This is a genomic window from Mycobacterium sp. E3198 (assembly GCF_001667015.1).
Taxonomy (GTDB): domain Bacteria; phylum Actinomycetota; class Actinomycetes; order Mycobacteriales; family Mycobacteriaceae; genus Mycobacterium.
In genome coordinates this window covers 1-19,141 of sequence record NZ_LZIS01000088.1, presented here as the reverse complement: position 1 = coordinate 19,141, position 19,141 = coordinate 1, and the positions used below count along the sequence as shown (strand labels likewise).

Sequence of the window (19,141 nt, the reverse complement as noted above, 5' to 3'; positions counted from 1 at the left end):
AACTAGCGGGAAGCTTCCAGGAGTTCGTCGAGGGATTGTTTCAACAGCCCCGGCAGCAGGTCGACATCGCTCATCGCATCGCGGTCGGCATTGATTCCGAAATGGAGCATGCCGTTATAGGACGTCACACTGATGGCCAACGCCTGATGGTGCAGCAGCGGTGGCACCGCGTAGGTCTCCAGCAGTTTGGTGCCGGCGATGTACATCTGCGACTGGGCACCCGGCGCATTGGTGATCAACAGATTGAACGTGAGCTTGGAAAAGCTCGGGAAGTTGGTGGCGACCCGGATCCCCATGGCGTGCAGGGTGGGCGGCGCGAAACCCGAGAGGGTGACGATGGTGCGCGCGTCGACCAGGCTGGCGGAGGACGCGTTCGATTCGGTGGCGTGGGCGATCTGGGACAGCCGCACCACCGGATTCGCCTCTCCCACCGGCAGATCGACGAGGAAAGGCGTGACCTGGCTGATCGTTTGGCCGGGCCCGGTCGAGTCGAGGTGGTCGTCGGCGTAAACGGACAGCGGTGCCATCGCGCGGATCGTCGCGGTGGGCGACACCGCCATGCCCCTCGACAGCATCCAGTTGCCCAGCGCGCCGGCTATGACGGCGAGCACCACGTCGTTGATGTCGCAGTCGTAGCGGGCGCGGACGGCACGGTAGTCCTCGAGACTGCCCCGGGCGACCGTGAACCGCCGATTCCGCGAAACGGTGGCGTTGAGCGGGCTGCTGGGTGGGTTGCCCCGCGCCACCGCGCGGGCGATGTCGACGACGCGGCGGCCGGCATCGAGCAGCTCGCCATAGTTCGTCGCCAGGCCGGCCACCGCGGACCCGACGGCCTGCAGCTGCGTGCCCGGCCCCGCGAGCCAGTCACCGATGGCGCCCAGGACCAACCGCGTGTTGCCGGGGTCGCGTTCCGGTATCCAGATGTCCTCGGGAAACGGCGGGGGGCGCCGCGTCCGGTCCGCGATGACGTGGCCGATCTCCAGCGCGCTCATGCCGTTGATCAGGGCCTGGTGGGACTTGGTGTACAGCGCGATCCGGTTCTTCGCCAGCCCCTCGACCAGGTACATCTCCCACAACGGCCGCGACTTGTCCAGCGGCCGGGCGGCCAGCCGCGCGACGAGCTCGTGCAGCTGCTCGTCGCTGCCCGGCGACGGCAGCGCCGACCGCCGCACGTGGTAGGTGATGTCGAAGTCGCTGTCGTCGAGCCACACCGGGCGGGCCCCCGCGACGCGCACCTCCCGGACCTTCTGCCGGTAGCGCGGGATCTGGGGCAGCCGCTTTTCCACGGTCGCCAACAGCGTCTCGTAACTCAACCCGGCCCGCGGGCGCGCCAAGATGGACAGCGATCCCACGTACATCGGGGTGGCCGAGTTCTCCAGGCGATAGAAAGAGGCGTCCGCCGGGGATAGCCGAGCCACCATTACGGCGCTGCCCTCCTGGTCAATTCATCCTCGGTTCGTTAAGTGGACTGATGTACCCGCCCACCGTAATCGCCCAAACGGGCCAGGGCTCGGCGCGGGTGAGCGCCGGCCCGATCGGCGCGGAAACGCGCCGGCGCGGCCTGTGCCATGATGGCCCCTGACCGACCGCTGTCTGCCACTCTCCAGCAGGCGACCGTTCGACTTGGAGAGTGCGCGTTGACCGTTTTCGCCGTGACCCCCGTCGTCGACTACGAGCCGCCCAGGCGCGACGTGCCCCAGTGCCGGCCGTCCTCCCACGCACCGCCGCGCCGCCGCGCGCCCCGCCGGGCGTGCACCGCACCGACGGCGGGGGTCGCCCCCGCCGCGTCCGCGCCGATGCGCCAGGCGGCCGCCTTCGCCGACGCCGCCCTGCGCCGGGTGCTCGAAGTCATCGATCGCCGCCGTCCCGCCGCGCAGCTGCGAGGAATGCTGGCGCCCGGCCTGGTGGACTCCGTGCTCTCGATCGGCCGCGGGCGCGGGGGCGCCGCGGTGCTGCGCCGGACGCGGCTGCAGCCCTCCGGGCGCCGCCGCCCTGAGGCCGCGGGGGAGGTTTTCGGGACCTACAGCCGCGGCGACCGCATCCATGCCATCGCCTGCCGGGTGGAGCAGGTGCCCACCGGCACCGGCGGCGCCCGGTGGCTGGTGGTGGCGCTGCACATCGGTTAGGCCGGGCGCGAGCCTCCCGCATACCGGGCCAGCACCGGGCCGGCGATCGCCATGACGAACACGTACGACGTCGCCAGCGCCGCGACGCCGGGGATCGAGGTGCCGACCAATCCGATGATGATCAACGAAAACTCGCCCCTGGCGATGAGCGCGGCGCCCGCGCGCAGCTGCCCGCGCCGCGCCACGCCGTCGCGCCGGGCGGCCACCGCCCCGGTGGCGACCTTGGTCGCGGCGGTGACGACGGCCAGGACCAGCGCCACCGGCAGCATCGGCAGCAGCTCGTGCGGGTCCACCGACAGGCCGATCGCCAGGAAGAAGATGGCGGCGAACAGGTCGCGCAGGGGGCCCAGCACCTGGCGCGCCCGGTCCGCGGTCGCGCCGGTCAGGGTGAGGCCCACCAGGAACGCGCCGACGGCGGCCGAGGCGTGCAGGACCTCCGCCACCGCCGCCACCATCAAGGTGATCCCCAGCACCCGCAGCAGCAGTTGCTCGGAATCGGGGTGTTCGACCAGCCGGCCGAAGTGGTGGCCCCAGCGGTAGGACGCGGCGAACGCCACCAGCAGCGCGCCGACGGCGGCCGCCATGCCGGCGACGGCGTGCACCCATCCGCCGCCCGACGCCAGGACGGCGAACAGCGGCAGGTAGGCCGCCATCGCGAAGTCCTCGAGCACCAGCACCGACAGGACCGACGGCGTTTCCCGGTTGCCCAGCCGGCCCAGGTCACCCACCAGGCGAGCGATGACGCCCGACGAGGAGATGTAGGTGACCCCGGCCAGGGCCAGGATGGCCACGCCGTCCAGCCCCAGCAGCCAGCCGGCCACCGCGCCGGGGGTGGCGTTGAGGATCAGGTCGACGCCGGCCGACGGCAGGTGGTGCCGCAGGCTGGCGGCGAATTCGGTCGCCGAGAATTCCAGCCCCAGGGTCAGCAGCAACAACACGATGCCGATGGGCGCCGCCGTCTGGATGAACTCGCCCGCCGCGGCGACCGGCAGCAGTCCACCCTTGCCCAGCGACAGGCCCGCCAGCAGGTACACCGGTATCGGCGACAGCGCGAAACGCCTTGCGGCGGCGCCTAATACGGCCAGCGTGGCCAGGAGGGCGCCGAGTTCGAACAGCAGCGCCCCCGAAACCTGCATCGGCTCAGCCCTTATCGATGATCTGCTCGACACCGGCGATGCCGTCTTCGGTGCCGATCACGATCAGAACGTCTCGCGCGTGGAGCATTTCGGCCGGACCCGGAGACGCGAGCACTTCCTCGTTGCGCACGATCGCGACGATCGACGCGCCGGTGCGGGTGCGGGCGCGGGTGTCGCCGAGCGGGTGATCCACGAAGGGGCTGCCCGCCACGATGTGGACCTGCCCCGTCTCCAGCCCGGGCACCTCCCGGGAAAGCTCGGTGAACCGCTCGGCGATGCGCGGGGCGCCCAGGATCTGGGCCATGGCCTCGGCCTCGTCGTCGGTCAGGTGAAAGACCGGCCGGGCCTGGTCGGGATCGTCGGGGCCGTAGAGGACGACGTCGAAGTCGCCGCCGCGGCGGGCCACGATCCCGATGCGCTCACCGTTGTGACTGGTGAATTCGTAGCGGAGACCGACACCCGGCAGCAACACCTCCTTGACATCCATACCGTCCATGCTTACCAGCCGGGCAGCGCTAGTGTCATCGCATGGACGGAACCACGCTCAGTGTCGAGCGGGTCATCAACGCACCGGCCGAACAGGTCTTCGCACTGCTGGCCGACGCGCCAAGCACGCCGGCTTCGACGGTTCGGAGTCGGTCAATCACGCATCGCAGCAGTCGGTTCCCTTGTCGATGGGCTCGAAGTTCAGCATGTCGATGAAGGGGCGCAAGGAAACCCTGCTCATCCCCTACCGCACCACCAACACCGTCATCGAATACGAACCCGACCGCCGCATCGCGTGGCAGACCTTCGGGCTGGGCGGGTTGGTCGGCGGGCGCATCTGGCGCTACGAACTGCTTCCCGTCGAGGGCGGCACCCTGGTGCGCGAAACCTGGGACGTGTCACGGGACAAGCAGAAGCGGATGATCACCAGCGGTTCGATGCCCAAGCAGACCGAAGCCGGGATGCGCGCCACGCTGGCGCGCATCGCCGACCTCCTCGAGAGTTAGTGCTGGCCAACCACTTCGGTCGAACCCCGGCGCGGCCGGCCCTTTAGAGGCACCAGCATCGACACATCGTTGCGGTAGTCGCGGTATTCGTCGCCCAATACCGCGACGAGGTCGCGCTCCTCGATCCGCACGGCGATCAGAATGTAAGCCGTCATGGCAATCGAGAAGAGCAGATGCCCTGCCGTCATCGTGGGCGTCGCCCAGAACGCGATCAGGAAACCGAGCATCAGTGGGTGGCGCACCAGCCGATAGAAGAATCGCGCATGAAACCCGATGTGGGTGTACGGCTTTCCGCGCCATGCCAGATACACCTGCCGGAGGCCGAACAGGTCGAAGTGGCTGACCATGAACGTCGAGGCCAACGCGATCGCCCAGCCGAGCCAGAACAACGCCCACACCACCAGGCGCCCGGCCGTCTGCCGTGCATCCCAGATGAGAGCGGGCATCGTTCGCCATTGCCAGTACAGCAGCACCAGCACGGCGCTGGACAGCACGACGTAGGTGCTGCGCTCAATTGTCGACGGCACCAACCGTGTCCACAACGCCTTGAACGCCGGCCGCGCCATGACGCTGTGCTGGACGCCGAACGCGCCGACCAGCAACACGTTGATCAGGACCGCCTGGCCGATGGGCGCGGGCAACCCGTGATCGACGGTTCGAGGCACCACGAAGTTGCCCACGAACCCAACCAGATACAGGAATGCAGCGAGGAACAGCAGGTATGCCGCGCCGCCGTAACCGATGACCAAATAACGCTTCATGGGCTAAGTGTCCGCCGCGCGGGTCCTTGCGGATATAGGTCATTTGCCTCAACTTTGCGCGGCGAGCGACTAGTCAATTTTGACTAGTTATCGCGAGTCGGGGGCAGATGGGGCAGATGCCCCATGCGGCCTTGGCGGCGGCGGCCCGATGATCGGCCTTGACGAAGCCACTTCGCGGGAAGCAAAGGAGACCGGATCATGACCGAATCGACATGCAACACAACGACTACCAAACGCCGCGGTGCTGGGCGATCGGCACCCGGCGGCGTTCGCGTCGACGCGATCGACATCGGCCGGCGCGTGGGTGGGCGACAGATTCTCCAGGAACTGTCGCTGTCCGTGGAGCCCGGCGAGTTGGTCGCCATCGCCGGCGGCAGCGGGGCGGGCAAGACCACATTGCTGGAAATCCTCGCCGGGCTGCAGCCGCCGTCGGCGGGAGAGCTCCGGCACGACGGCGCCGCTCCCCGCGCCGGCGCCGGCGCCGCGATCGGCTACGTACCGCAGGACGACATCATCCACCAGGAGATGCCCCTGCGCCGCACGCTGCGCTATGCGGCGCTGCTCCGGCTTCCCGCCGGCACCACCGCGGCGGAGGCGGAACGGGTCGTCGACGAAACCCTGCGCGACCTCGACCTGGCCGATCGGGCCGACGTGCCGGTGCGGGCGCTGTCCGGCGGTCAACGCAAGCGGGCCAGCATCGCCGTGGAGCTACTCACCCGGCCGCACCTTTTCTTCCTGGACGAGCCCACCTCCGGGCTCGATCCCTCGACCGCGGCCGACGTGATGCGGTTGCTGCGCAGGCTCAGCCAGCGCGGCATCACCATCGTCTTGACCACACACGAGCCCGCGGGCATCGACCGATGTGACCGGGTGGTCTTCCTGGCCCGCGACGGCCACCTGGCCTTCACCGGCAGTCCGGTCGCGGCGCGGCGCTACTTCGGCGTGCAGAACCTCACCGAGGTGTACGAGCGCCTCGCCGGCGAGCACAGTCCGCAGATCTGGGCGAAGCGATTCGCGGCGAGCCGGGTGAACTCGACCAGCCGGCCCGAGCCAAACCCGCGCCGCTTCCCGGCCGCCCGCCCCGGCGTCAAGCGCCCGGGCATGGCACGCCAATGGTGGCTGCTGACCCGTCGCAATGTCGATGTGCTCGCCCGCAACCGGCTGACCCTGGCGATCCTGCTCGGCTCGCCGGTGCTCGTGACGGTCATGATGGCGACCTTGTTCAAGCGCGGCGCATTCGATCCGGGTCGCGCCGCCGGCGCCGGGCCGGCGCAGATGGTTTTCTGGATCGCCTTCGACGGCTTCTTCTTCGGTCTGACGTATGGCCTGCTGCAGATCGTCGGCGAGATGGCCGTCTTCCGGCGGGAACGCCTGGCCGGGCTCAGCGTGAGCGCCTACGTGGGATCGAAGGTGGCGGCGCTGCTTCCGGTTCTGGCGGCGGTGAGCGTGGTGTTGCTGGTGGTGCTGCGCGCGCTCGGTCGGCTTCCCGCCGTCGGGTGGGACGTGTACGCCGCGCTGTTCGCGACGATCGTGATCGAAGCGACCTCGGCACTGGCGCTGGGCCTGTTCGCCTCGGCCGCCGTGTCCAACGCCGCGCAGGCGGCGCTGGCCCTGCCGATGCTGTGCTTCCCGCAGGTGCTGTTCGGCGGCGCCATCGTCCCGGTCGACCAGATGGCCACGCCGGGACGCCTGCTGAGCCTGGTCCTGTCGAACCGGCACGCCTTCGACGCGTTGGGTCGCGACCTGGGGCTCGATCGCTACACCGCCACGCTGCCCGCGATGTCGGCCTACCGCGCCACCTTCCAGGGGGGCACCGCCGCCAGCCTCATCGCGCTCGGTTCCTTCGCGGTGGTGCTCACGCTGGCCACCGCCTGGGTGCTGGACCGGCGGTCCCGTCCCGGCGCCGCCGTGCGATGACGGCCTCGCCGAACCGGGCCCGCGATCCCGCGGGCCCGGTTCAGCCATTGCGGCGCTTGGCGTTACGCCGAAGCCACGAAGACGTCGATCGGCGCGGTCTGGCCCCGCAGGATCAGCGTGCGCCGCTGCGCGTCGGCCATGAGCTCGTCGGCGACGCCGCCGGCGACCAGCAACTCACCGCCGGCGGCGCGTTGTTGCATGCGGGCGGCGGCGTTGACGGGGCGACCCAACGCGGTGAAGTCGACCACGGCGTCGCCGACGTTGCCGACGTAGGCGACGCCCGCGTTCACCGCGACGCCGACGTCCAGCCAGGGGCCGCCCGGCGTGCCGTACCCCACCGCCTTGAGCAGGTCCGCTCCCGCCTCGACGGCGCGTTGGCGGTATCCGGGGCCGCTGATGCCCCGAACAAAGAACGCCATCACCTCGTCGCCGATGAGCTTGTCGATCACCGCGTCATGGCGCAGCAGCGTCCGCGTCGCCGCGGCGTAGAACCGGTTGAGCAGGGCGGCGAAGTCCGCCGCCGGTTGACGGTGGCCGAGCGCCGTGGAGCCGCGAACGTCGGCGAACAGCACCGCGATGTCGACCTCCGCCCCGCCGCGCGGCAGCGCGTCGCAGCATCGCGCGCAGAGGTTGGGATTCTTGCGCGAGCGGCGGAATCCGGCGGCGGCGAACACCCGGCCGACGGGGCCGCCGAAGGGGTTGTTGCACAGCTTGCAGCGCGGCGCGGACGGCAGGTAGCGGAACGCGTGCCTGGCCCTGACCAGGGACGCGTGCCCGTCGGTGAGCACCTTCTCCCATAGCCCCGGCGCCACCGCATCCGGGAGCGCGATGCTGGTCATGCCAAAATGATCGCCGCCGGTTACCGTCAGGGCATGGGGCATCAGCCCTAAAAATCAGGCCCCAAATATCAGGGCCCGGCGGCCGAGCTGCCGGTCAGGCCGTGCCGGGTGGCGTACAGGCTGGCCCCGATCCGGTTGCTCACCCCGATCTTGGCGTAGATGTGCTCAACGTGGTTGCGGACCGTCTTCTCGGAAATCCACAGGGTCGAGGCGATCTCGCGGTTGGAGAGGCCCTGGGCGACGTGGAGCAGCACCTCGGCCTCGCGCCGGGTCAAGCCCGCCGGCCTGGCCGGTCTGCGCGACGGCCGGTGGCCCGCGGCTTCGAGCACGGCCTCGACGGCGTCGCCGTCGAGGCGCCCGCGCGCCGCTTCACCCCGCAGTCGCTCGGCCGCGGCGGCCTCGCCGAGCGCGTCCCGATGCGGCCGGGGTTCCATTGCGGCGCAATAGCTTTCGGCTGCTGCAAGGATACGGTCGCGGACGGACAGGTCATCGCCGCGCAGGCCGTTGGGGTATCCCGACCCGTCCAGTCGTTCGTGATGATTCACCGCGACCTCCCGGACGGCCTTCAGCCCGCCCACCCGGGCCAGGATCCTGCCGGTCAGATAGGGATGCAGATGCACCCGCTCGCGTTCGGCGTGGGTGAGTTCACCGGGTTTTTCCCACACCCGGTTGGACACGCCGATGCGGCCGAGGTCGTGCACGTAGCCGGCGCGCCGCAAGATGTCGAGGTCGTCCTGCGCCAGCCCGGCGCATTTCCCGGCGCTCTCCGCCAGCTCGGCCACGGCACGCGAATGGCCAAGCGTGAAAGGGCATTTCAGATCCACGAAGTCGCCCATGGCGCGCAGGAGCCGGTCCAGCGCGGGACCGCTCAGCGCCTCCCCGGGCTCCGGGGCCAGTTCGGCGGCGGCGGACCACGCGTCTTCGTCCTCCCGCAGCAGGTCGTCGGCGGCCGCGGTGAACACCTCGACGACCTCGGGGTCGAACTGCCTGCCGCTGCGGCGGCAGACCTCCGCCGTCGCGGCCGCCGCGCCGTGGGCGCGATGGTGCACTTCGGCGATGTCGGCAACCTGGGCCACCCGCATCGCCACGGGTATCCGGTCTCCGCCTGCCCTGGCGGGAAGACCGCTGCCGTCCCACCGTTCGTACGCATAGGGCAGGGCTTCGCAGACGTCGGCGCCCAGCCCGATCTCCTCGGCGAGCAATGCGGCCGACAGGCAATGGGATTGCACCAACGCACCGAGATTGCCGCGCGCGTCGACGAAGAGTTTGGCCGCCAATTGGGCCCGTTTGGGCAGCGTGGAACCGCGGCCCAGGTTGCTGATCAGAAATCGCCGGTACGGTGCGCCGGACCAGTCGATGAAGTGGCTGTCGTGGCGCATCGCGATGTCGTCGCCGAACCACCGCGCGTACTCATGCGAGTCGGCATGGCACCCGATCCACATGACCAGACCCGTGTAGAAGACGGTCGCGCGCTCGCGCTCGCTGAGCCCGAGCCGCTCGCCGAGCCGGGTGCCCAGCGCCGCCGAGCGCAGCATGTGGTCCATCGGTTGCCCGAGCCCGAGGTCAATCGCCAACGACAGCGCCGCCAGCACCTCGGTCCGCGACACCGCTCCGTCGAAGGGCACGAGCCTTGCCCCTTTCCGGCCCGTCACGGTGGCGGCGTCGGTGTAGCCACGCGGAAGCCGACGCCTGATAAGCCTATGGCATGGGCGTTGCCGGGTCGCGAATGTGCGGCAGGGCGCGCATTGGGCGCCGAGTGTGCGGCCCGCCGCGCACTCGACCGACGATGGGACCGGTTAGCGCCGCTTCACCGATTTTGGCGGCTTGGCGCCGCGACCTTGCCGCCGCGCGGCCTCGCGCCGCTCGCGGCGGCTGGCGCCCGCGGGCACACCGGCCGGCGTCTTCTGCGCGCCGCCGCCGTTGCGTTGCACCTGCGCCGAGCCGTCCTCGGCCGGGCCCGAATAGGTGAGCGCCGGCGCGTCGTTGTCGATGCCCTTGGCGCGCAACGTGCTTGGCGCCTCCTCGCGCGGCGCGGCGGGCGCTTCGGCTTCCCCGTCCGGCTGCCCGCCAGCGGCGGTCCCCAGCTCCGCGAGCCCCTCCGGCGTCGCCTGCGGCGCGACCTGCGGGGTCGGCACCGCCTCGACCGTGACGTTGAACAAGAAGCCGACGGACTCCTCCTTCATGCCGTCGAGCATGGCCATGAACATGTCGTAGCCCTCGCGCTGGTACTCGACCAACGGGTCGCGCTGCGCCATCGCCCGCAGCCCGATGCCCTCCTTGAGGTAGTCCATCTCGTAGAGGTGCTCGCGCCACTTGCGGTCGATGACGTTGAGCAGCACGTTGCGCTCCAGTTGACGCATCGCGCCCTCGCCCGCGATCCCCTCGAGCTCGGCTTCCCTGACGCCATAAGCGCGTTCGGCGTCCTCGATCAACGCGCCGAGCAGCTCTTCGCGGGTGAGGTCGTCACGGTCGGAGTCCGCGTCCCGGTGGGTCAGGCTTTGGTGGTCGATCCCCACCGGGTACAGCGTCCCCAGCGCCGACCACAGCGCCTCTAGGTCCCAGTCCTCGGCGTAGCCCTCGGCCGTCGCGCCGTTGACGTAGGCGGTGACGACGTCGCGGACCATGTCCAGCGCCTGCTCCTTGAGGTTCTCGCCCTCGAGGATGCGGCGGCGCTCGGCGTAGATCACCTTGCGCTGCTGGTTCATCACCTCGTCGTACTTGAGGACGTTCTTTCTGACCTCGAAGTTCTGCTGCTCGACCTGGGTCTGGGCGCTCTTGATGGCGCGGGTCACCATCTTGTTCTCGATCGGCACGTCGTCGGGCAGGTTCAGCCGGTTGAGCATCGCCTCCAGCGCTGCGCCGTTGAACCGGCGCATCAGCTCGTCGCTCAGCGACAGATAGAAGCGCGACTCACCCGGGTCGCCCTGCCGGCCGGAGCGGCCGCGCAGCTGGTTGTCGATGCGCCGCGACTCGTGGCGTTCGGTGCCCAGCACGTACAGGCCGCCGGCCTCGATCACCTCGGCGGCCTCCTTGCCGGCCTCCTCCTTGACCAGGGCCAGCTCCTCGTGCCAGGCCGTCTCGTACTCGTCGGGCGTTTCCACCGGGTCCAGGCCGCGTTCGCGCAGCCGCTGGTCGGTGAGGAAGTCGACGTTGCCGCCCAGCACGATGTCGGTGCCGCGGCCGGCCATGTTGGTGGCGACCGTGATGCCGCCGCGGCGGCCCGCCACCGCGATGATGCCCGCCTCCTGCTCGTGGTACTTCGCGTTGAGCACGTTGTGCGGGATGCGGCGCTTGGTGAACTGCCGCGACAGGTACTCCGAGCGCTCGACGCTGGTGGTGCCGATCAGGACGGGCTGGCCCTGCTCGTAGCGCTCGGAGACGTCGTCGACCACCGCGATGTACTTGGCTTCCTCGGTCTTGTAGATGAGGTCGGAGCAGTCGGTGCGGATCATCGGCTTGTTGGTCGGGATGGACACCACCCCGAGCTTGTAGATCTCGTGCAGCTCGGCCGCCTCCGTCTGGGCGGTGCCGGTCATGCCGGCGAGCTTGTCGTAGAGCCGGAAGTAGTTCTGCAGCGTGATGGTAGCCAGCGTCTGGTTCTCGGCCTTGATCTCGACGTGCTCCTTGGCCTCGATGGCCTGGTGCATGCCCTCGTTGTAGCGGCGGCCGATCAGCACGCGGCCGGTGAACTCGTCGACGATGAGCACCTCGCCGTCGCGGACGATGTAATCCTTGTCGCGGGTGAACAGCTCCTTGGCCTTCAGTGCGTTGTTGAGGTAGCTGACCAGCGGCGAGTTGGCGGCCTCGTAGAGGTTGTCGATGCCGAGCTGGTCCTCGACGAACTCCACGCCCTTCTCGTGCACGCCGACTGTGCGCTTGCGCAGGTCGACCTCGTAGTGGGTGTCCTTCTGCATCAGCGGCGCCAGCCGGGCGAACTCCAGGTACCAGTTCGACGCGCCGTCGGCGGGGCCGGAGATGATCAGCGGGGTGCGGGCCTCGTCGATCAGGATCGAGTCGACCTCGTCGACGATGGCGTAGGAATGCCCGCGCTGCACCAGGTCGTCGAGCGAGTGCGCCATGTTGTCGCGCAGGTAGTCGAAGCCGAACTCGTTGTTGGTCCCATAGGTGATGTCGGCGTGGTAGGCGACGCGCCGCTCGTCGGGAGTCATCTGCGCCAGGATGACGCCGACCTGCAGGCCCAGGAAGCGGTGCACCCGGCCCATCCACTCGCTGTCGCGCTTGGCCAGGTAGTCGTTGACGGTGACGATGTGGACGCCCTCGCCGGCCAGCGCGTTGAGGTAGGCCGGCAGCACACAGGTCAGGGTCTTGCCCTCACCGGTCTTCATCTCGGCGACGTTGCCCAGGTGCAGCGCGGCCGCGCCCATCACCTGCACGTCGAACGGGCGCTGGTCCAGCACCCGCCACGCGGCCTCACGGGCCACGGCGAACGCCTCGGGCAGCAGGTCGTCGAGGGTCTCCCCCTCTTCGAGGCGCTTGCGGAACTCGTCGGTCTTGGCCCTCAGCTCCGCGTCGGTGAGCTTCTCGACGTCGTCGGACAACGTGTTGACATAGTCGGCCACCCGCTTGAGGCGCTTGACCATGCGACCTTCACCGAGGCGCAGCAACTTATCCAGCACGGTGTTGTCCCCTTTGGGATATTTCCCTGTCGACAGGAGTCTTCTTCTTCGATAAACCGACCCCCATCGTAGGTGACGCGCCGGAGATGGCCGTCGCTCCTCAGGACAGGCTGATCAGCCCGTAATCGTAGGCGTGGCGACGGTAGACGACGGACGGCCGCTCGGTCTGCTTGTCGAAGAACAAGAAGAAGTCGTGCCCGACGCGTTCCATCTCGTAAAGCGCGTCGTCGACCGTCATCGGCTTGGCCTCGTGCTCCTTGGTGCGCACCACCCGACCGGGCTCCCGCTCGGCGCCGTCATGCCCATCGGCGCCGACGCCGTCGTGCTCGTGCGGCTGGACCGGCTCGTTGTTGAACGCCTTCGCCGGTATCGGGGCGACCGCGGTGGCCGCGGCCAACGACACCGGCGTCTTGTCGCCGTAGTGGACCTTGCGGCGGTCCTTGACGCGGCGCAGCCGGTTCTCCAGCTTGTCCACCGCCGACTCGAAGGCGGCGTAGAAGCTGTCGGCGCAGGCCTCCGCGCGGCTGACCGGCCCGCGGCCGCGGGCGGTGATCTCCACGCGCTGACAGGACTTGCGCTGGCGGCGGTTGGGTGCGTGCTTGAGCTCGACGTCGAAAAGGTAGATGGAGCGATCGAATCGTTCGAGGCGGGCGAGTTTTTGTGAGACGTAAATGCGGTAATGATCGGGGATTTCGACGTTGCGGCCCTTGAACACGACTTCGGCGTTAAGTGTCGGTTCGGCCGGTCCGGTGGCGTCTGCCGTCGGTTGGTCGAGAATTTGACCGGAATCCACGGTAAGCCTTGACATACGTGTCAACTCGTTTCCTTTTCCACGTCGCACGCGGGGCGTGCCGGCTTGCTACGAAAAGCGCCGACGGGGTGGGAGCGGTTTTGGCCGCAGGCTGCCCGCCGGTGCAAGGTGTCGAATGCTCACCCCCTCCACGTATGGCGTTTCAACCTGGGAAATCGCGACGAGTGGGTCATAACCAGGAAGCCCAGGTGTTCCTGAAGGTTGTTCTCGACGTTAGCTCGTGTTCGCCTTGGGATGCCACTGCTTTCGCGCAGCTGTTGCGAGTTCTTCACATACTCTTGGCGGCCGCACAGCCTCACGCCGCCGCGAGCGCCAGCACCCCCGCCACCCGCACCCCCGCCTCCCGCAGGGTCCGCACCGACTCGCGCGCCGTCGCGCCCGTGGTGATGATGTCGTCGACGACGACGACCTCCGTCCCGGGCGGCCGACCGCGCAACACCACCCGGCCCGCGACGTTGCGCTCGCGGGCCGACGTGGACAGTCCCACCGAGTCGCGGACCAGCGCCTTCATCCGCAGCGCCTGCGCGACGGCGACGTCCGGGTGGCCGGCCACGGCGGCCCGGGCCAGCCGGGCGACGGGGTCGCCGCCGCGCCGGCGCGCCGCGGTGCGCCGCGTCGGCGCGGGCACCAGGGTCAGCGGCGTCTCGACCATCCCCCACGCCAGCAGCCGATGCACCCCGAGGGCCAGCGCCCGGGCCAGGGGCGGGATCAGGTCGGCGCGCCCGCGCTCCTTGCACGCGAGGATCGCCCGCCGCCTCGCCCCGGCGTAGCGGCCCAGCGCGAACACCGGCGCCAGCGGGTCGATCCGCGGGCTGACGACGTGCGGCTCGTCGGGCCGGACGGCGAGCTCGGCCGCGCAGGCGTCGCACCAGCGGGCGGACGGCGCCCCGCAGCCGCCGCATTCCAGCGGCAGGATGAGGTCGAGCACGCCCGCCAGTGTGACGGGCACCGGTGACAACTCAGCCCGGCAACACGGGCGCCGCACCGGGCATGCTCAACCCGGACACCTCCGACCAGCTCTGCTGGCTTTCGGGCGCCGACGCCGAATACTGCAGCACCCCCTGCGGGGCGGCGACGTACACCGCCGACGGGTTGGCCGCGACCGTCGTCACCGGGACCTGCAGGCCGCGGGTCGGCGCGTCAGAGTTCACGCCGTCGAGGTTGACGTAGGACACCGGATGGCTGGCGTCGGTGCGGGTCACCACGATGTCGTCGCCGGTGCGCCACGACAGGGAGACCACCGAGTTGCCCAGCCCGAAACCCAGCCGGCGGGGGTACGTCAGCGCGTACTGGCCCGCCTGCGTCTGCTCCACGCCGGCGAGGATCACCTGGCCGTTGATCACCATCGCGGCCCGCGTCGAGTCGCGGGACAGCTGCAGGTCGGTGATCGGGCCGGGGAAGCTGGCGGCCACCAGCGCGGAATCCACCGGAATCCGCGCGGGCTGGCCGGACGCCGGTTCCTGGATCGCGCGCAGCACGTTGTTGTTGTCCACCACCACCCACACGGCGTCGTCGAGCGACCAGCTGGGCCGGGTCAGGCTGTGCCCGTCGGCGGACTGGACCGCCTCGCCGCCCAGGTCCCCGATCCACAGCGACGCCGCCTGGTCCGGGGCGCCGCGGCGCAGCGTCACCACCGACGCCACCTGCCGCCCGCTGCGGGACAGCGCGGCGCCGGTCTGATCGCCCATCCGCCCGAAGGCCCCCGCCACGGTGTTCATGTGCTGGCCGTCCAGCCCGACCAGCGACCCGTTGACGAGGGCGTGCAGACCCGCCCCCGCGCCGTCGGCCACCCCCGGGTCGGTGGCCGCGACGTCGGAGGTGGTCCACCCCTCGGCGAACCGGTCGTCCAGCGGCGCGCCGTCGGCGTTGATCACGTACGGGCCCCGGATGTCCGCCCGGGCCAGCGTCCAGATGATCTGCGCGGCAAGCAATGCCCTGCTGTGCGGATCGGTGGTGGACAGCTTCTCCAGATCGATGCGGGCGCCGCCGTAACCGAGCCCGATGCCGTTCTTGCCGCCGTCGGCGCGGGTCACCGGCCCGCGCAACCGCAGCGGCGGGGCGAGCAGGTTGCGCACCGTGTGGGCCATCTCCGGCCGCGGGCCGGCCAGCATCTTGGACACCAGCTCGGTGGCCAGCTGGTCATGGTCGGCCACCGCGACGTAGCGCGGATCGGGGACCACGGTCTTGCCGGTCGGGTCGGCGAAGTACAGGGTGTTGCGTTTGTAGGTCTCCTGGAACTGCTGCCAGTCCAAAAACACCCCGTTGGGCAGGCGGTCGATCCGCCAGCCGCCGGACGTCTTGACCAACTCGATCGGACCCGGGTCCGGCAGCACGCCCTCGGCGGTTTCGAACACGCCCACATCGGACAGCGAGCCAAGGATGTCCGCGCGCATGGTGGCCGAAACCCTTTCGGCGCCACGGGTTTCCACGAACACCACGTGGTCGATCAGCAGGGCACTGCCGGCGTCGTCCCACGAGTTGGACGCCGACTGGGTGAGGAACTGGCGCGCCGCCAGGTGCCGGTTCGCCGGATCCGCTGTGGCCTTGAGGAATTCGCGCAGCAACACGTCGGGATCCATGCCCGGGGTGGGCTTGGGCAGGTTCGACGGGGCCGGCCGTTCGACGGTGCCGATGGCCTGCGGGGCCGACGAGCTGGGCACCCCCGCGCAGCCGCCGAGCAGCACCGCGAGGAACACCAGCGCGCCGAGATTCCGCGCACCCCGCATCAGACGCCCCTCTCGGCGGGTTCGCGTTGGGCCGCTTTGCGTTCGGGGGCATTCGGCTCCGCGACGGCCTGCGGCATGGGCTTGAGCGGCAGCGGGCTGGTGGTGACCTTGTGGCCGCGCACCAGGGGCAGGGTCAGCCGGAAGCAGGCGCCCTGGCCGGGCTCGCCCCACGCCTCCAGCCGGCCCTGGTGCAGGCGCGCGTCCTCGACGCTGATCGCCAGGCCCAGCCCGGTTCCGCCGGATCGGCGCACCCGCGACGGGTCCGAGCGCCAGAACCGGCTGAACACCAGCTTCTCCTCGCCCGGCCGCAGCCCGACGCCGTAGTCGCGGACGGTCACGGCGACGGTGTCCTCGTCGACGCCCATCCGGATGTCCACCGGCTTGTGCTCGGCGTGGTCGATGGCGTTGGCGATCAGGTTGCGCAGGATGCGCTCCACCCGGCGCGGATCGACCTCGGCGATCACGTCTTCGGACGGCATGTCCACCCGCAGCTCGATGCCGGCCTCCTCGGCCAGGTGGCCCACGTTGCCGAGCGCGCTTCGCACGGTGGTGCGCAGGTCCACCGCCTCGACGGACAGCTCGGCCACACCGGCGTCATGCCGCGAGATCTCCAGCAGGTCGTTGAGCAGCGTCTCGAACCGGTCCAGCTCGTTGACCATCAGCTCGGTGGACCGGGCCAGCGTCGGGTCGAGGTCGGCGCTGTGGTCGTAGATCAGGTCGGCGGCCATCCGCACGGTGGTCAGCGGGGTGCGCAGCTCGTGGCTGACGTCGGAGGTGAACCGGCGCTGCAGGTTGCCGAACTCCTCCAGCTGGGTGATCTGCCGGGACAGGCTCTCGGCCATGTCGTTGAACGACACCGCCAGCCGGGCCATGTCGTCCTCGCCGCGTACCGGCATCCGCTCGGACAGGTGCCCCTCGGCGAACCGCTCGGCGATCCGCGACGCCGAGCGGACCGGCACCACCACCTGGCGCGAGACCAGCAGGGCGATCCCGGCCAGCAGCACCAGCAGCACCGCGCCGCCGGTGATCATCGTGCCGCGCACCAGCTGGATCGTGGCCTGCTCGTTCTTCAGCGGGAAGATCAGGTACAGCTCAACGTTGGCCACCTGCGAGGACGCCGGGGTCCCGACGATCAGCGCCGGCCCGGAGAAGCCGTCGGTGTGCACGGTGGCGTACTGGTAGGCCGCCTGCCCGGCCTTGATGAAGCCGCGCAGCGAAGCGGGCACCTGGTCGACGGGCCCTGCCGTGCTGGCGGCGCGGGGGCCGTCGCCCGGCACCATCAGCACCGCGTCGAAGGCCCCGGCGAGCCCGGCGCCCGAGGCGGTGTCGGTCTTCGAGGTCAACGTGTTGCGGGCCAGCTGCAGGCTGCTGTCCAGCGAGCGGGTCTCCTCGCCGTTGACGATCCCGCCGACGGTGGTGCGCGCCCGCTCGATCTGCTCGATGGCGGCCCTGACCTTGACGTCCAGCACCCGGTTGGTGACCTGGCTGGTCAGCACGAAGCCGAGAGCGAGGATCACCGCGAGTGACAGCCCAAGCGTCAGCGCCACCACCCGCAGCTGCAGCGATCGGCGCCAGGCAACCCCCACGGCTCGACTCAACGCACCCATGCCGCGGGTCATGGGGCCAGAGCGCCCCCAACGGCTTCTCGTGCGTCGCGGCGAGCGCCAGATCACGGAGGTCCGGCCTTGTATCCCACTCCTCGAACGGTCAACACCACGGTCGGGTTCTCAGGGTCTTTTTCGACCTTGGCCCGCAGACGCTGGACGTGCACGTTCACCAGGCGGGTGTCCGCCGGGTGCCGATAGCCCCACACCTGTTCGAGCAGCACATCACGAGTAAACACCTGGCGCGGTTTGCGTGCCAGCGCGACCAACAGGTCGAACTCCAGTGGTGTGAGGGAGATCTGCTCGCCGTTGCGGGTGACCTTGTGCGCCGGGACGTCGATGTCGACGTCGGCGATGGAAAGCATCTCGGCGGGCTCGTCGTCGTTGCGCCGCAGCCGCGCGCGCACCCGGGCGACCAGCTCCTTGGGCTTGAACGGCTTCATGATGTAGTCGTCGGCGCCCGACTCCAGGCCGAGCACCACGTCGACGGTGTCGGTCTTGGCCGTGAGCATCACGATGGGAACGCCGGAGTCGGCGCGCAGCACCCGGCACACGTCGATGCCGTTCATGCCCGGCAGCATCAGGTCCAGCAGCACCAGGTCGGGGCGCAGCTCGCGCACCGCCGTCAGGGCCTGAGTGCCGTCGCCGATGACCGCGGTGTCGAAACCCTCCCCGCGCAGCACGATGGTGAGCATCTCGGCCAGCGAAGCGTCGTCGTCGACGACGAGAATCCTTTGCCTCATGGACTCCATGGTGTCACCAGATCGGGACAAATTCGGCGCACCACACGGGCGTTTCGTGCCCGATACCGCCAAATCGTGACAATTCTGTGCTACTCGGCCGTCAAAGTCGCCGCCAGCGCGCCCGGATCGACGTCGGCGTCGACGACGTGCCACCGCCCGCCCCAGCCCGCGGCGGCCAGCTCGGCATAGACGGCGCCGGTCCGCCGCTGCAGTTCGTCGTCGCGTTCATAGCTGTCGCGCGGCCGGCCCGGCTCGTGCTCGGCGCGGTGCCGTGCCCGCTGCCCGGCGAGCTCGGCGGGAACCGCCAGCAGCACCTGCCAGTCGGGCGCGGGCAGCGCCAGCCGCCGGTATTCGAGCCGGTGGACCCAGGCCACCGCCTCCCCCGCAGCGCCCTCGCGCAGCCGCGCCGCGCTATAGGCCGCGTTGGAGGCCACGTAGCGATCCATGATCACCACGTCGTAATCGCGGTTCAGGCCCTCGATCTCGCCGATCGCGCCGGCGCGGTCGAGCGCGAAGAGCATCGCCATCGCGTACACCGACGACGCGAGGTCGCCGTGCTCGCCGTGCAGCGCCTCGGCCGCGACGTCGGCCGTCACCGATCGCCCGTAGCGCGGGAAGGCCAGCGTGGCCACCGACATGCCGGCGGACTCGAAAGCCTTCTGCAATCCCGCCGACAGCGTCCGCTTGCCCGCGCCGTCGACGCCCTCGATCGCGATCAGCACGGCGCGAGCCTATCGCCCCCCGTCGAGCGTGAAACTGTTGCGGATTTTTCGCCAAAATCTCGCAACAGCTTCACGCTCGGCGAGCGAGGGCTCAGTAGCGGTAGTGGTCGGCTTTGTAGGGGCCGTC

At 69.9% G+C, this 19,141-nt stretch carries 16 protein-coding genes; 3 read left to right on the top strand and 13 right to left on the bottom strand.

The annotated features are described in order from the left end of the window. Positions 1 to 2 precede the first annotated feature (2 nt). The gene (locus tag A5673_RS09670; protein WP_068230506.1) at positions 3 to 1,421 is read right to left on the bottom strand and encodes a wax ester/triacylglycerol synthase family O-acyltransferase; all 1,419 of its coding nucleotides are present in this window, start codon (positions 1,419 to 1,421) and stop codon (positions 3 to 5) included. A gap of 231 nt (positions 1,422 to 1,652) precedes the next feature. On the opposite strand from A5673_RS09670, the gene A5673_RS09665 reads away from it, so the two are divergent. Next, positions 1,653 to 2,126: an Rv3235 family protein gene (locus A5673_RS09665; protein ID WP_231970982.1), complete on the top strand. Its 474-nt coding sequence runs from the start codon at positions 1,653 to 1,655 to the stop codon at positions 2,124 to 2,126. Here A5673_RS09665 and A5673_RS09660 read toward each other — a convergent pair. Continuing rightward, the gene (locus A5673_RS09660) at positions 2,123 to 3,262 is read right to left on the bottom strand and encodes a cation:proton antiporter (protein WP_068230499.1); all 1,140 of its coding nucleotides are present in this window, start codon (positions 3,260 to 3,262) and stop codon (positions 2,123 to 2,125) included. The two genes, A5673_RS09665 and A5673_RS09660, sit on opposite strands and share 4 nt — an antisense overlap. 4 nt (positions 3,263 to 3,266) lie before the next feature. Next, entirely contained in the window at positions 3,267 to 3,749 is a 483-nt protein-coding gene (locus tag A5673_RS09655) for a cation:proton antiporter regulatory subunit (protein ID WP_068230496.1), read from the bottom strand. A gap of 187 nt (positions 3,750 to 3,936) precedes the next feature. Between A5673_RS09655 and A5673_RS09650 the strand changes: the two genes are divergently transcribed. Next, positions 3,937 to 4,254 carry an SRPBCC family protein gene (locus A5673_RS09650; RefSeq protein ID WP_231970980.1) on the top strand — a complete coding sequence of 106 codons (318 nt, stop codon included), beginning with the start codon at positions 3,937 to 3,939 and terminating at the stop codon, positions 4,252 to 4,254. On the opposite strand, the gene mddA is transcribed toward A5673_RS09650, so the two are convergent. After that, complete coding sequence (mddA, locus tag A5673_RS09645) at positions 4,251 to 5,015, bottom strand: methanethiol S-methyltransferase (RefSeq protein WP_068230492.1); 765 nt, start codon at positions 5,013 to 5,015, stop codon at positions 4,251 to 4,253. The two genes, A5673_RS09650 and mddA, sit on opposite strands and share 4 nt — an antisense overlap. A 198-nt stretch (positions 5,016 to 5,213) precedes the next feature. On the opposite strand from mddA, the gene A5673_RS09640 reads away from it, so the two are divergent. Continuing rightward, complete coding sequence (locus A5673_RS09640) at positions 5,214 to 6,932, top strand: ATP-binding cassette domain-containing protein (protein ID WP_082958646.1); 1,719 nt, start codon at positions 5,214 to 5,216, stop codon at positions 6,930 to 6,932. Between the two features lie 62 nt (positions 6,933 to 6,994). Here the strand turns inward: A5673_RS09640 and A5673_RS09635 are convergent, their stop codons facing one another. From A5673_RS09635 to A5673_RS09595, 9 genes are all read right to left on the bottom strand, one after another. Then, positions 6,995 to 7,771, bottom strand: coding sequence for an adenylate/guanylate cyclase domain-containing protein (locus tag A5673_RS09635; RefSeq protein WP_068230491.1), 777 nt, complete (start codon positions 7,769 to 7,771; stop codon positions 6,995 to 6,997). A gap of 68 nt (positions 7,772 to 7,839) precedes the next feature. Next, entirely contained in the window at positions 7,840 to 9,396 is a 1,557-nt protein-coding gene (locus A5673_RS09630) for an HD domain-containing phosphohydrolase (protein WP_068230489.1), read from the bottom strand. Between the two features lie 171 nt (positions 9,397 to 9,567). Then, a complete protein-coding gene (gene secA / locus A5673_RS09625) occupies positions 9,568 to 12,408 on the bottom strand; it encodes a preprotein translocase subunit SecA (RefSeq protein ID WP_068230487.1) in 2,841 nt (946 codons plus the stop codon). Positions 12,409 to 12,508: 100 nt separating this feature from the next. Next, entirely contained in the window at positions 12,509 to 13,201 is a 693-nt protein-coding gene (gene hpf / locus A5673_RS09620) for a ribosome hibernation-promoting factor, HPF/YfiA family (RefSeq protein ID WP_068230484.1), read from the bottom strand. A 313-nt stretch (positions 13,202 to 13,514) separates the two neighbouring features. Further along, a complete protein-coding gene (locus tag A5673_RS09615) occupies positions 13,515 to 14,147 on the bottom strand; it encodes a ComF family protein (RefSeq protein WP_068230539.1) in 633 nt (210 codons plus the stop codon). A gap of 31 nt (positions 14,148 to 14,178) precedes the next feature. Continuing rightward, the gene (gene lpqB, locus A5673_RS09610; protein WP_068230481.1) at positions 14,179 to 15,945 is read right to left on the bottom strand and encodes an MtrAB system accessory lipoprotein LpqB; all 1,767 of its coding nucleotides are present in this window, start codon (positions 15,943 to 15,945) and stop codon (positions 14,179 to 14,181) included. After that, positions 15,945 to 17,618, bottom strand: coding sequence for an MtrAB system histidine kinase MtrB (gene mtrB, locus A5673_RS09605; RefSeq protein ID WP_082958645.1), 1,674 nt, complete (start codon positions 17,616 to 17,618; stop codon positions 15,945 to 15,947). The genes lpqB and mtrB overlap by 1 nt, the downstream gene beginning before the upstream one ends. Next, positions 17,615 to 18,301, bottom strand: a complete 687-nt coding sequence (mtrA, locus tag A5673_RS09600) for a two-component system response regulator MtrA (protein WP_068230475.1) — start codon at positions 18,299 to 18,301, stop codon at positions 17,615 to 17,617. The genes mtrB and mtrA overlap by 4 nt, the downstream gene beginning before the upstream one ends. 80 nt (positions 18,302 to 18,381) lie before the next feature. Continuing rightward, the gene (locus A5673_RS09595) at positions 18,382 to 19,014 is read right to left on the bottom strand and encodes a dTMP kinase (RefSeq protein ID WP_068230471.1); all 633 of its coding nucleotides are present in this window, start codon (positions 19,012 to 19,014) and stop codon (positions 18,382 to 18,384) included. Positions 19,015 to 19,141 lie beyond the last annotated feature (127 nt).

Bases quoted from the DNA above. Each gene is read 5' to 3' on its own strand.
- mtrA (WP_068230475.1), bottom strand. From the start codon at position 18,301: ATGGAGTCCATGAGGCAAAGGATTCTCGTCGTCGACGACGACGCTTCG.
- A5673_RS09655 (WP_068230496.1), bottom strand. From the start codon at position 3,749: ATGGATGTCAAGGAGGTGTTGCTGCCGGGTGTCGGTCTCCGCTACGAA.
- A5673_RS09650 (WP_231970980.1), top strand. From the start codon at position 3,937: ATGGGCTCGAAGTTCAGCATGTCGATGAAGGGGCGCAAGGAAACCCTG.
- A5673_RS09670 (WP_068230506.1), bottom strand. From the start codon at position 1,421: ATGGTGGCTCGGCTATCCCCGGCGGACGCCTCTTTCTATCGCCTGGAG.
- A5673_RS09635 (WP_068230491.1), bottom strand. From the start codon at position 7,771: ATGACCAGCATCGCGCTCCCGGATGCGGTGGCGCCGGGGCTATGGGAG.
- A5673_RS09660 (WP_068230499.1), bottom strand. From the start codon at position 3,262: ATGCAGGTTTCGGGGGCGCTGCTGTTCGAACTCGGCGCCCTCCTGGCC.
- mddA (WP_068230492.1), bottom strand. From the start codon at position 5,015: ATGAAGCGTTATTTGGTCATCGGTTACGGCGGCGCGGCATACCTGCTG.
- lpqB (WP_068230481.1), bottom strand. From the start codon at position 15,945: ATGCGGGGTGCGCGGAATCTCGGCGCGCTGGTGTTCCTCGCGGTGCTG.
- A5673_RS09640 (WP_082958646.1), top strand. From the start codon at position 5,214: ATGACCGAATCGACATGCAACACAACGACTACCAAACGCCGCGGTGCT.